This window comes from Mesorhizobium sp. M8A.F.Ca.ET.021.01.1.1 (assembly GCF_003998025.1).
GTDB lineage: Bacteria > Pseudomonadota > Alphaproteobacteria > Rhizobiales > Rhizobiaceae > Mesorhizobium.
Genome location: NZ_RZSJ01000128.1, coordinates 1 through 12,382 on the forward strand (window position 1 = coordinate 1; position 12,382 = coordinate 12,382).

Sequence of the window (12,382 nt, forward strand, 5' to 3'; positions counted from 1 at the left end):
GCCCATAGGCGACGCCCCACTGCGCGCCCTTGGCCGACAACAGGTCGTAGACCGGCGTCGTCTTCAGCGGCCGCCCGGCAGCCAGTTCCTCGTTGGGGAAGCGGATCGAAAAGCGCCTGGAATAGTTTTCGCGCACCTTGGCGTTGGTGTAGGCCATGGTCGCCCAGTCGCCGTAGCGGGCCACGTCCATCGCCCATATGTCGGCGCCGGGATCGCCCTCGATCATCCAGTTGGACAGCGCCAAGCCGACGCCGCCGCCCTGGCTGAAGCCGGCCATCACGCCGCAGGCGACCCAGAAGCCCGGCAGGCCGCGCACCGGCCCGACCAGCGGGTTGCCGTCGGGCGCGAAGGTGAAGGGCCCGTTGATGATCTGCTTGATGCCGGTGTTCTGGAAAGCCGGGAAATGCCGGAAACCGACCTCGAGCGACGGCGCGATACGGTCGATGTCGGGCGCCAGCAATTCATGGCCGAAATTCCACGGCGTGGAAAATTCGGACCAAGGCTTGTTGGCCTTCTCGTAGGTGCCCATCAGCATGCCGCCGCGCTCCTGGCGCAGATAGAGCTCGCCGTCGAAATCGACCGCATGGATGATCTCGGTGCCGGTTTTCTCGTTCCAGGCGGCGACCTCCGGCATGTCCTCGGTGATCAGGTACATGTGTTCCATCGCCAGAACCGGCAGTTCGAGCCCGACCATGCGGCCGACCTCGCGCGCCCACAGGCCGCCGGCATTGACGACATGCTCGGCCACCACCTCGCCCTTGTTGGTAATGACGCGCCACATCCCGTCTGCACGGCGCACAATGTCTTCCACCTTGGTGAACCGTTCGATCTCGGCGCCCAGCTTCCGCGCCGCCTTGGCATAGGCGTGCGTGACGCCCGAGGGATCGAGATGGCCGTCCTCCTTGTTGCGGACGGCGCCGACGAACTGGCTGGGGTCGAGCAGCGGCATCAGTTCGGCCGCCTCTTTCGGCGAGATTTCCTCCAGCTCGATGCCGAGATAACGGCCCTTGGCGACGACCCCGCGCAGCCAGTCGAGCCGCGCCTCGGTGGCAGCCAGAAGCACGCCGCCGGTCAGGTGGACGCCGGTCGCCTGGCCGGACAGCTCCTCGATCTCCTTGTAGAGGTTGATGGTGTATTTCTGCAGCTTGGCGACATTGGGATCGCCATTGATCGTGTGCATGCCGCCGGCCGCGTGCCAGGTCGAGCCGGACGTCAGCTCGTCGCGCTCCAGCAGCACGATGTCCGTCCAGCCATGACGGGCGAGATGGAACAGCACGGAACATCCGACGACGCCGCCGCCAATGACCACGACCTTTGCATGCGATTTCATGGATTTTTCTCTGATATCAATGAGTTGGATGGGTGAGATGAATCGAGACGGGAAGAGCGGACGCTGAAATCACGGCTCGCCCTGCCCGATCGCTTCCTTGCGTCTGGCCACATAGGCCTCGAGCTCTTCGCGCACGGCGATGTCCATCGCCGGCTCGACATAGTCTTCAAGCGCCTTCTTCCACAGCCGCGTCGCGCGCGCCGTCGCGTCGAGGCCGCCGGCCTCCTGCCAGGCCTCGAAATTCTGCCAGTTGGACAGCATCGGCTGGTAGAAGGCGGTCGCATAGCGCTCCAGCGTGTGCGGCTCGCCGAAGAAATGGCCGCCTGTCGGCACCGCACCCAGTGCCTCGACGGCAAGCTCGGCCTCGTCGACCACGATCGGACGCAAAAACTCCATCATGTGCTGGATCATCTCGACGTCGATGATGAATTTCTCGAACGATGCCGTCAGCCCGCCCTCCTGCCAACCGGCGGCGTGGTAGACGAGATTGCCGTGGCCGAGCACCGCGCCCCAGAGCGCCATCAGCGTCTCATAGGCGCCTTGCGCATCGGCGGCGTTGGAAGCCGAGCCGGGCGTCGTCCGGTATGGCAGGCCGTAACGCCGCGCCAATTGCCCCGAGGCGATGTTGGCCTTGGTGTTTTCAGGCGTGCCGAAGGCCGGCGCGCCCGACTTCATGTCGACATTGGAGGTGAAGGCGCCGTACATGACGGGCGCGCCCGGACGTACGAGCTGTGTCAGTACCACGCCGAACAGCGCCTCGGCATTCTGCTGCGCCAGGGCGCCGGCCAGCGTCACCGGGCTCATCGCCCCCATCAGCGTGAACGGCGTCACCGCCACCGACTGGCCGTATTCGGCCATCGTCACCAGCCCCTCGGCCATCATCTCGTCGAAACGGCGCGGCGAGTTGACCGAGATGATGGTGGCGATACCGGGATCGTCGCGCATCTGATCCAGCGTCAGCCCGCGCGAAATCGCCATCATCTCGATGCCATCCAGCGCCCTGCCCCGGCCGATCGCCGAGACATGAAAACTCTTGTCGGTCAGCGTCAGATTGGTGAAGTAGGTGTCGAGATGGCGTGAGTTGGCCGGCAGCTCGACCGGCGCGCAGACCTGATTGCCGAGCATGTGGATACAGTTGAAATGCTGCGCCAGCCGGGTGAGATCGGCATAGTCACGCAGGTTGCCGGCACGACGGCCGCGCTCCATGTCGTGCACGTTCGGCGGCCCGGCGACCAAGGTGAAATTAATGGTATTGCCGCCGAGGTGGATCGACTTGGCCGGATTGCGCGGTGTCAGCGTGTAAGTGGTCCGCGTCGTCTTCAGCGCCTCTTCCACCATGCCGCGATCGACGCGCACATTCGCCGTCGCATGGTCGACCGTGGCTCCGGCCTTCTCGAACAGCGACAGCGCCCTCCGGCTCATCACCTCGATGCCGAAATTCTCCAATATGTGCATCGACGCCTGATGGATCGCCTCGATCTGGTCGGACGACAACAGCGCCATCGGCGGATAGGGATTCGTCACCCGTCTGGGCGGCAGCTGCGCGATGGGCGCTGGCCCCCTGTTGCTGGTGCGCTCGGCGCCGCGCTTGCGTCTTGGTTCGGTCATGCCGGCATCAAAGCTTCGGCAGTGCGGCCGGTCTGTCAGAAATACGCCGTTTGCCGGCGTGATTTTAGCCAAGGCGGCATTTTCTCGACACCAGTTTATAAGAGGCGACCGTGTGCGTCGGAATATTGATATGATGTTTTCTCATCTGCTCGTGCCGACGAAGCGTTAACGGCCGCAGCAAGATTCCCTTTATGATTTCGGCCTATTGCTCCTCCCATGCGTAGGTCGAGTTTTAGTAAAATTGTTGCGGTTTGCGCGCTGTTGGCGCTTTCGGCTTGCGCCACCGCGCCCAGCCACATCAACAATGTCTGCGCCGTCTTCGACCAGAATGACGGCTGGTTCGACAATTGGCAGTCGGCCGCCGAGCGCTCGTCGCGGAAATACGGCGTGCCGGTGCCGGTGCTGATGGCCACCGTACGCAAGGAATCCGGCTTCAAGAGCAACGCCCGGCCGCCGCGCACCAAGCTGCTTGGCTTCATCCCCTGGAAGCACGTCTCCTCGGCTACCGGCTTCTCGCAGGCACTGGACGGAACCTGGTCGCAATATCAGCGCGAAACCGGCAACTGGGCGGCACGGCGGACGAAATTCGCCGATGCCGTCGATTTCGTCGGCTGGTATCATTCCAAGACAGCCGACAGCTACGGCGTCGCGCGCAACGACACCTACAACCTCTACCTCGCCTACTATCTCGGCTGGAGCGCCTATGGCCGCGGCAACCGTGGCGACGCCGGCGTGCAGGGTTACGCCCGGGCCACCGACAAGATGGCCCGCGACTATGACGCGCAGCTACGGCAATGCGGCTCCTGATACCTGCTTCAGGTTAGTGCCGCCGCGTCGTGTCTTTCGGCTTCGAAACACCGGTCTCCGAAACCTCGTCGCGCACTTCGTGGCGACGGGCTCGCATGCCCGCCTCGCCCTGCTCCGCGGCGTCCCCGATCTGGTCGGCTTCCGCGCTGCCCTTTTTGCCACGCGGCCGGTTGGGCGCTGTCCCCGCCAAGCCCGGTCCGGTGCCGTGCGCATCGTCCGGCACGCCCTCATGCGCGGCATGTTCCTTGTCGAACTTGATGACCGGCTCCATGGTCTTGAGCACGTCGTCGGAAAGCCAGCACAGGCTCATATGGCCGTCGCCGAGATTCTTCACCGGCGGCACCTTGGTTTCGCAGAGATTGTCGGGCACCAGCTTCTTGTAGCCGCAGCGGGTCTGGAACGGACAGCCGGTGGGCGGGTTCATCGCCGAGGGGATGTCGCCTTCCAGCACGATGTGCTTCTTCACCACGCTGGTGTCGGCAATCGGGATCGCCGACAGCAGCGCCTCGGTATAGGGATGATAGGGCGGCGCGAAGATCTGGTCTGTCGTGCCCTGCTCGACGATATAGCCGAGATACATCACGACGACGCGGTCGGCGATGTAGCGCACGACGGACAGATCGTGGCTGATGAACAGCATCGTCGTCTTGTTCTTGCGCTGGATGTCCATCAGCAATTCGGTCACCGCCGCCTGCACCGAAACGTCGAGGGCCGAAACCGGCTCGTCGGCCACGACAACCTTGGCGTCGCCGGCAAAGGCGCGCGCCACGCCGATGCGCTGCTTCTGGCCGCCGGAAAGCTGGCGCGGCTTGCGGGTCTCGAAGGCGCGCGGCAACTTCACCAGGTCGAGCAGCTCCAGCATGCGCTTGCGCCGGTCGGCGACCGTCTTTCCGACATTGAATTTTTCCAGCGTGCGGATGATCTGCGACCCGACCGAATGGCTGGGGTTGAGCGTATCGAACGGATTCTGGAACACCATCTGGATCGACGACACGGTGTCGACGCTGCGGCTCTCGATGCCGGTCGACTGGATTTGCTTGTTGCCCAGCGTCACGGTGCCGGCACTTGCCGTCTCAAGTCCGAGCAGCACCTTGGCCAGCGTCGATTTTCCGCAGCCGGATTCGCCGACGATGGCGACCGTCTCGGATTCGCGCGCCATGAACGATATCGTCTCGTTGGCCTTGACGACGCGGCCCTCGCTCGAGCCGAACACCTCGCTGCCGCCGACCTTGTAGTATTTCCTGAGATCCTCGATCTTGAGCACCGGCGCGCCGGGCACGACCTTTTCGTTGACCTTCTTGGCGCCGGGCGGCAGCGCTTCCCAGTCGATCTCGTTGAAGCGTACGCAGCGCGAGAAATGGCCCTCGTGTCCGGCGACTTCGACCATCGGGATTTCGGCGGCGTTGCAGACGCCCTCGACGAAATGGTGACAGCGCGGACCGAAATTGCAGCCCTTCGGCCGCTCATGCGGCAGCGGCAACTGGCCGGGGATGGAGATCAACGGCCGTGAATTTTTGTCGGCGCCCGGCAGCGGGATCGAGCGGAACAGCCCTTGCGTATAGGGATGGCGCATCCGGTCGAACACGTCCTTGATCTTGCCGGTCTCGACCGCCTCGCCCGAATACATCACCGTGATGCGGTCGCAGGTTTCCAGGATGAGGCCGAGATTGTGCGACACGAAGATCATCGAGGTGCCAAACTTCTCGCCGAGACCCTTGACCAGATCGACAATGCCCGCTTCAACCGTCACGTCGAGCGCGGTGGTCGGCTCGTCGAGCAGAAGCAGCGCCGGCTTCGACAGCAGCGCCATCGCAATGACGATGCGCTGCTGCTGGCCGCCGGAGAGCTGGTGCGGATAGGAGCGCATCATGCGCTCGGGATCGGGCAGCTTGACCGCGCGCACCATTTCGAGGGAGCGTTTGTAGGCCTCTTCCTTCGACACCTTGTCGTGGATCAGCGGCACTTCCATCAACTGCTGGCCGACCTTCATCGCCGGATTGAGGCTGGCCATCGGCTCCTGGTAGATCATGGCGATCTTGTTGCCGCGGATGGCGCGCAGCTCCTCGTCGGAGAGCTCGCCCATGTCCTTGCCCTGGAACTTGATCCTGCCGCCGACGATCTTCCCGATGTTGGACAGGTCGCGCATGATGCCGAGCGACACGGTCGACTTGCCGCAGCCGGATTCACCGACGATGCCCATCGCCTCGCCGGGCATGACCGTGCAGGAAAAATCCATCACCGCCGGTATCTCGCCCTTGCGGGTGAAAAAGGAGATCGACAGGTTCTCGATCTCGATGATCGGCCCACTGGTCGGCTTGGCGGGATTTCGAACTGCCTCGTTCATGGGTCGCTCCAATCCAAATTGTACCAGACGCGGGTCAAGGCCCGTCAATCAGTCTTTCATCGATTGTTCACGCAGCGAGTCGGCCAACAGGTTGAGCCCCAGCACGAACGACATCAGCGCGATCGTCGGCGGCAGCGCCGGATGGATGAAGGAGCGCAGCAGCCGGCTGGCATCCTTGATCGCCGTGCCCCAGTCGGGGCTTTCCGGTGCCAGGCCGAGGCCGAAATAGCCCAGCGTGCCGAGCAGGATGGTGGTGTAGCCGATGCGCAGGCAGGCATCGACGATCAGCGGTCCGCGTGCATTGGGCAGGATCTCCCACAGCATGATGTACCAGGGCGATTCACCGCGCGTCTGCGCCGCGGCCACATAGTCGCGCGTCTTGATATCCATCACCAGGCCGCGCACGATGCGGAACACGCCCGGGCTGGAGGCAAACACCACCGCCACGAAGATGTTGAGCTGGTTGGGATCGATGTGGACGATGTGCAGCGGGTCCTTGTCGAACACGAGGCCAAGATAGATCCAGCCGCCGACGATGAGGGTGATGCCGAGCAGGATGTACAGCCGGTCCGGCCGGTTCTTGTAGCGTGTCCAGAACAACACGCTGAAGAAGATGATCGGAAACAGGAAGAACACGCCGGCCATGGCATAGGGGATCGGCGTGTCCATGATGCCCGGCGTCACCAGCAGGTAGAACAGCAGGATCACCGGGAAGGCCAGCACGAGGTTGGCCAGGAACGACAATACCGTGTCGATCTTGCCGCCGTAATAGCCGGCAGGCAGGCCAAGCGTGATACCGACCATCAGCGCGAAGCCGGTCGCCGCCGGCGCAATGATCAGCACGATCTGGCTGCCATAGACCATACGCGAAAACACGTCGCGTGCCAGCTTGTCGCCGCCGAAGAGATAGACAAGCCCCGATTGCGGTTCGATGGCGCCGGGCAGCGTGTCCTTCATGATCGGGATCTGGCCAAGCGGATCGAAGGGCGAGATGGTCGAGGCGAAGATCGCCGTGAACAGCCAGAACAGGCAGATGCCGACGCCGACGATGCCGACGCCGCTGTCGAACAGCTGGCCATAGAGCGCCAGCTTCTTCCTGTAGAGGAAGCTCGCTCCCATGACGATGAAAAGCGCGACCCAGACCGGCCAGAAGCGCCACAGCACTTCGAGGATGATGGTGGAGGCGCCGATATATTGAGCTTGCATGCGCCTTCTCCCTACTGAACCCGGATGCGCGGATTGAGGAATGCGTAGCCGACGTCGGAAATGAGCTGCGTGATCAAGACGATGAACACCGAGACCAGCGAACAGCCCAGCAGAAGATCGATGTCGTTGTTGCCGGCGGCCTCGACCAGCGTATAGCCGAAGCCCTGGTAGCGGAACATCACCTCGACGATGACGACGCCGGTGAGCAGCCAGGGAAATTGCAGCATGATGACGGTGAATGGTGCGATCAGCGCGTTGCGCAGCGCATGTTTCACCACCACGCCGCCGAAGGAAATACCCTTCAACCGGGCGGTGCGGATATATTGCTGCGTCATCACCTCGACCATTGAGGCACGAGTCATGCGGGCGATGTAGCCGATGCCGTAGATCGCCAGCGTCATCACCGGCAGGGTGAAATTGTAGAAGGTGATGCCCTGGCTGGCCGACGCGGCCGAGCCGTTCAACCAGCCGAGCCATGAGGCGAAGATGACGGTGAAGATGACCCCCGACACATATTCCGGCGTCGCCGTCGAGGCGATCGAGGCCACCGAAAGCACGCGGTCGGTTCGCGACCCCTCGCGCATGCCGGCCAGGATGCCGATCAAGAGCGATACCGGCACCATCACCGCCAACACACAGAACATCAGGATCCCGGTCGCGCCAAGTGCCGGGAACAGCTTGGAGGCGACGGTCGTCTTGAACTTGGTCGAGCAACCGAAATCCCCTTCGAGGACGCCGGAGAAAGTTGGTACGGCCGGATCGTTGCAGAAAGTGAAACGCTGCGTCGGCTTGCCGGTCGCCGGGTCGGTCACCGGCTGCTTGGGCAGCAGGCCCAGCCACTGTCCGTAGCGGACGAAGAAATTCTGCCGGTAGCCATGGTTGATCAGCCAGTCCTCCAGCTGTTCGGCCGAAGTGTGCATTTCCGTCTGGCTGATCGCCAGCTTCTTCAGATTGGGTTCGAGGTTGATCAGGAAGAAGACGATCATCGTCAGGCACAGCATCGTCAATGCCATGGTGCCGAGACGCCTGAGAACGAAAGAAAGCATGGCGGCCCCCTGCCGATGGGGTTGGGTTTTGAGCCGGCTTCAAAGCCTCGCCTGCCGTCACCGGCGGACTGGCCGTCAAACAGGCCCTCGAATGCGATCAACCCTGTTTTTATTGCATGGCCTTCCCGGGTGAGTCCGTATTTTTTGCGGACGAACCTGCAATGGCGACGCAGAGAGGGAGGGAAAGGGGCAATGCCCCTTTCCCCAGCCCGATCGATCAGGCCTGATCGAGCCAGACCTTGCCGTAGTCGCGCTCGAAGGTCGGATGCATCTTGTAGTTTTGCACCGCCTTGACCGAGTGGCTGTAGAGCTTGCGCCAGTAGGGCTGGATGATGATGCCGGAAGCCTGCAGGATCTCCTCGATGTCCTTCATCATTTCCTTGCGCTTGGCAGCGTCGGCGACGGCGAGTGCCGCATTGAGCTTGGCATCCCAGTCGGGGTTCGACCAGCCAGCCTCGTTCCAGGCCTCGCCGGTGCGATAGGCGATGGCCAGAACCTGGACGCCGAGCGGACGCATGTTCCAGTTGGTCATTGACAGCGGATACTTCGTCCAGTCGTTCCAGAACGTCGAGCCCGGCAGCACCGTGCGCTTCACCTTGATCCCGGCCTCCCGCAGCTGGGCGGCGATCGCGTCGCCGGTGTTCTTGTGCCAGTCTTCGTCGACGGTGATCAGCTCGTGTTCGAAGTCGGCTTGGCCGGCTTCCGCCATCAGCGCCTTCGCCTTGGCCGGATCACGGGCAACCTTAGGCAGTTCGTAATATTCCGGATGGATCGAGCAGACATGGTGGTTTTCGGCGACCGAGCCGGCATTGCCATAGCCGAGCTGCAGGACGACATTGTTGTCGACCGCGAGCTGCAACGCATTGCGCACCTTCTGGTCGCCATAGGGCTTGTTGTTGACGTTGGTGCGGCAGACGATGGTCGAAGCCGTGACGATCTCCGACTTGACCAGGTCCATCTTGTCGAGGATCGACACATAGTCGGCCGACGTTTCGAAATTGGTGTGCACTTCTCCAGCCTCGAAAGCGCTGACCATGGCCGCCGGATCGGTGCCGTAGTCGATGAATTCGATGCCGTCGAGGAACACTTCGCCGTCCCACCACTTGTTGTCTTCGCGGCGCTTGTAGACGACTTTCTGGCCGACGTCGTAGGAGACGAGCTCAAATGGACCGGTGCCGATCGGGCAGTTCTTGAAGTCGCCGCCCTTCTCGTCGAAAGTCTTGTGGACGATCAGGCCGGGATAGTCGCACATGTTGGGGATGAGCGCGATGTCAGGCTTGCCGAGCTTGAGCACGACCGTGTGGTCGTCCGGCATGGTCACGGCGCTTTCGTCGAGCTTGTCATCCTTGACCAGCGAGCCGAGACGGCCGGGCATCGAATTGCCTTCGGCCTTCTTGTCGGCCCAGCGCTTCAGGTTGAAGACGACGTCAGAGGCCGTGAAGGGGTCGCCGTTGGACCAGGTCACACCCTTGCGCACATGCAGCGTATACTGGGTGGCGTCGTCGTTGACGTCCCAGCTTTCCAGCAGATAAGGGCGGAACGTATATTCGCTCGTATACTTGACCAGCGGCTCGAGCGCCTGGCGCTCGGCATTGGCAATTTCCGACCAGTCGGCCTTGCGAGGATCCTTGGGATCCTTGATCCACTGCGCGACCTTCAGCGTGCCGCCTTTCTTGCCTTTTACCTCTTCTGCCCTTGCCGGCGTCGGATCGGCGAGACCGAGAAGGCCATAAGCCATCGCCGTCGAGGCGCCGAAGACGCTTGCCATGGCCAGGAATTCGCGGCGATCAACCTTACCTGCCTTGGCTTCTTCGGCCATGGCCAGGATATGATCCGGAACGCTGTCGCCGTTGCTCTTATAAATTGTCATGACTAACTCCCATTGTTGGCTTTCCGCCGATTAACATTCCGCATCCGGGCCATGATGTCAAAGACGGCATGGATTGGGAACATGTGAGCGAATGTGCAACTTTGAACGGGGGGCAGTTCGCGTGATAGCGACAGTCTTGGCGCAAAATTGCTAGTGCGCCCAGATTTCGCCAAAATCTCTTCGGGCGATTAAATTGAGACATTTGCACCGGTTACGACAGCGCCAGTCCAGGCCAAGGCAGGGGCCAGGCCGTCAATATTCCTTCTCGTAGAAGATGCCGCCCTTGGCTTCGCCGGCGTCCGTCGCCTCGCCGCGCAATTTGACGCCGCGCCCGACATTGAGGTCGATGGTCGCCTTGCCGGAACCTGGCTTGTCGCCCTTCTGGATGGTCACATAGGTGCGGTCGTTGAGATATTTGCCGGCCGAGACCGCCGTGCCGCCCTTGTCGTCGGTGGTGACATCGAGATCGTCGACGCCGATGGCGCTGCGCAGATTCTCCAGCAGCGACGTCGAGCCGCCGACCCCGGCCAGTTGCCCGGCCGCTTCTGCCAGCTGCGCGATCTGCAACGGCGAGAGGTTCGACATCGACCGCCCGAAGATCAGTTGCGCCAGCACTTCATCCTCCGGCAGCGCCGGCACCGAACTGAAGGTGAATTTCGGATTGGTCGCCTCGCCCGACACCACGATGGTGACGGTCGCGCCGGTCGTGGTCGTCGTCGCCGTCAGATTAAGGTAAGGCACCAGCGAGCCGGAGAACCCGACCGTGCCTTCGGTGAAGGTCAGCCGCTTGCCAAGGATCGACAGCCGGCCGCGCTGCAAGGTGAAGGTGCCGACGGCTTGCGGCGACGAGGCCGGGCCGGTCAGCCTGAGCGAGCCGCCGAGTTCGGCGTCGACACCCCTGCCCTGGATGAAGATCTGGTTCGGCGCATTGACCGTGACGTCGAGCGCAAGGCCGCTGCCGCCGCTCTTGCCGCTGGTCGTCGCCGGGCGCAGCGCCTTGTCCTGTGCCTTGACCGGACCCGGCGCATTCTTGTGCTTGACGTCAAGCGCCGAGAGCGAGCCCGGCAATTTGTCCGGAACCGTGATGACGGTCTTGGCCAGGTTGACGGTGCCGGCAATCGCCGGCGCCGAAGTCAGCGGCCCTTTGATCGTCAGGTCGCCGCCAAGGTTGGCGGTCACCACGCGTCCATCCGTGTAGCGGCCATCGGTGAGCTTGATCGACAGGTCGGCTGGGAAGCCTTGCGCCGGGTTGATGCCGACGGTACCGCTGGCCGACAGGCTGCCGCGCGTCGACAGGGTTCCGGTCAACCGATTGATCGTGGCGACGCCGTTGCCTATCGAGACATCGGCCGCGATATCGTTGACTGCAAGGCCCGAGCGTGCGTCGACCAGCCGCGCGCCGGAGGTTTTGACGCTGCCGCCGATCACCGGAGATGTCGCTGGACCGCGCACCTGGACATTCACGTTGGCGTTGCCGGTCAGCGACAAGCCCTGCGCGGCAAGTTTCTCACTGAGAAGGCCGAACGGCACGGCGCCATTGAAGTCGAGCACCAGCGCCGGAGTGCCCACCGTCGTCACCGTGCCGCCGCCCTTGAGGCCAAGCCCGGCGCCGTCGCTGACATTGGCGTCGAAGGTCAGCTTGTTGCCGGCAAAGGTAGCCGACGAGGCAACACTCACCGCACCGACGCCGGCGCTACGGGTCTGCGACGTCTGCACCCCGGCCGCGTCGATGTTGAAGGCAATGGCGGGGCTCGCCGGTGCGCCCGTCACCTTTACCGTGCCGGAGATGGAACCCGCTGCATCGAGCCCGGGGGAGAAACTGTTGGCGAGCGACATCGGCACGCGCGCCAGCACTGCATTGATGTCGAGCGCCTGCCCGACCTTGCCGGTTACCGTCGCGGTGCCGCCGCCAAGATTGAGCACCAGCCTGTCCAGCGTCGTCGTGCCATTGGCGATGCTGACGGTCGAGGCCTGGGCGATGGCTGCCTTGATGCCCTGGACGGTCGCCTGCCCTGACGCAAGCTCGATGGTGGTGGTGCCACCGGCTACCTTCACGCGTCCGGCTGCCCTGGCTGGAATGCCCTTCACCGTGGCGCCGCCGGAGAAGCCGGTCCAGTCGCCGTCGCGTTTCAAATCGACATCGATGCCGCGGATCACGGTGCCGCCCGATG

At 63.1% G+C, this 12,382-nt stretch carries 8 protein-coding genes; 1 reads left to right on the forward strand and 7 read right to left on the reverse strand.

Features of this window, described 5'->3' with window-relative positions; translation table 11 throughout:
• Both EOA36_RS12850 and EOA36_RS12855 read right to left on the reverse strand, forming a co-directional pair.
• Positions 1-1,330: FAD-dependent oxidoreductase (locus EOA36_RS12850; RefSeq protein WP_127277958.1), on the reverse strand; the 1,330-nt coding region annotated here is incomplete at its 3' end.
• A 69-nt stretch (positions 1,331-1,399) separates the two neighbouring features.
• Positions 1,400-2,938 carry a trimethylamine methyltransferase family protein gene (locus EOA36_RS12855; RefSeq protein WP_127277959.1) on the reverse strand — a complete coding sequence of 513 codons (1,539 nt, stop codon included), beginning with the start codon at positions 2,936-2,938 and terminating at the stop codon, positions 1,400-1,402.
• Between the two features lie 216 nt (positions 2,939-3,154).
• On the opposite strand from EOA36_RS12855, the gene EOA36_RS12860 reads away from it, so the two are divergent.
• On the forward strand, positions 3,155-3,745 hold the full coding sequence (locus EOA36_RS12860) for a transglycosylase SLT domain-containing protein (protein WP_127277960.1): 591 nt from the start codon (positions 3,155-3,157) through the stop codon (positions 3,743-3,745).
• Between the two features lie 13 nt (positions 3,746-3,758).
• Here EOA36_RS12860 and EOA36_RS12865 read toward each other — a convergent pair whose 3' ends face one another.
• The 5 genes from EOA36_RS12865 to EOA36_RS12885 all read right to left on the reverse strand — a co-directional run.
• Positions 3,759-6,089, reverse strand: a complete 2,331-nt coding sequence (locus EOA36_RS12865; RefSeq protein ID WP_127277961.1) for an ABC transporter ATP-binding protein — start codon at positions 6,087-6,089, stop codon at positions 3,759-3,761.
• A gap of 48 nt (positions 6,090-6,137) precedes the next feature.
• Positions 6,138-7,295, reverse strand: a complete 1,158-nt coding sequence (locus EOA36_RS12870) for an ABC transporter permease (protein ID WP_127277962.1) — start codon at positions 7,293-7,295, stop codon at positions 6,138-6,140.
• 11 nt (positions 7,296-7,306) lie between these two features.
• Positions 7,307-8,341 carry an ABC transporter permease gene (locus tag EOA36_RS12875; protein ID WP_127277963.1) on the reverse strand — a complete coding sequence of 345 codons (1,035 nt, stop codon included), beginning with the start codon at positions 8,339-8,341 and terminating at the stop codon, positions 7,307-7,309.
• Between the two features lie 217 nt (positions 8,342-8,558).
• Positions 8,559-10,211 (reverse strand): ABC transporter substrate-binding protein, encoded by a 1,653-nt coding sequence (locus EOA36_RS12880; protein WP_127277964.1) that lies wholly within the window; start codon positions 10,209-10,211, stop codon positions 8,559-8,561.
• Between the two features lie 252 nt (positions 10,212-10,463).
• A partial coding sequence (locus tag EOA36_RS12885; RefSeq protein WP_189553201.1) for a translocation/assembly module TamB domain-containing protein occupies positions 10,464-12,382 on the reverse strand: 1,919 nt, incomplete at its 5' end.